Here is a 763-nt window from a genome sequence, read left to right on the forward strand (position 1 = left end):
TAATTGCTCGCCCAATTCTGTCATCTCAAAGTAATGCGTCGCAAACAGAGTAAAAGCATTTACGTTGTTTGCAAGGTGCTGGGCAGACGACCAAGCAAGGGATAAGCCATCAAATGTACTGGTACCTCGCCCAACTTCATCCATTAGCACTAAGCTATTTTGTGTTGCGTTGTTTAGTATGTTGGCGGTTTCCGTCATCTCAACCATAAAGGTTGAACGCCCGCCCGCTGTATCGTCTGCACTGCCCATACGCGTAAATATTTGATCGATAGGGCCGATTGTTGCGCCGTCAGCTGGCACAAAACAGCCGCAATATGCCAGTAAAGCGATAATTGCCGTTTGGCGCATGTATGTGGATTTACCGCCCATATTGGGACCAGTAATGACCAGCATCTCGCGTTGCCGATCCATGTAAACGTCATTAGGAACAAAAGGCTCGTCAATCAAGCGCTCAACAACAGGGTGTCGACCTGCATCAATTTTAACCAGCTTTTCGTCAACCAGTGTCGGCTGAACATAATTGAGGTTGGATGCACGTTCTGCGAAATTCGCCAAAACATCAATTTCTGCAAGTCCGCTTGCGCATTCCTGTAATGGGTGGAGTGCCTCGTTTAGCTCTTCGATTAAGGTCTCGTAGAGCGCCTTTTCCCGGCTCAAGGCACGACTTTTAGAGCTCAGCGCTTTGTCTTCAAATTCTTTTAGCTCTGGCGTGATGAATCGCTCTGCGTTTTTAAGCGTTTGCCGGCGAACGTAATGTACCGGT

The 763-nt window shown here is 48.0% G+C and carries 1 pseudogene; it reads right to left on the minus strand.

Annotated elements, in window-relative coordinates:
* Positions 1 to 763 (minus strand): annotated as a pseudogene (locus A3751_RS21090) (DNA mismatch repair protein MutS); the annotation flags it as partial.

Source organism: Oleiphilus sp. HI0080 (assembly GCF_001635135.1).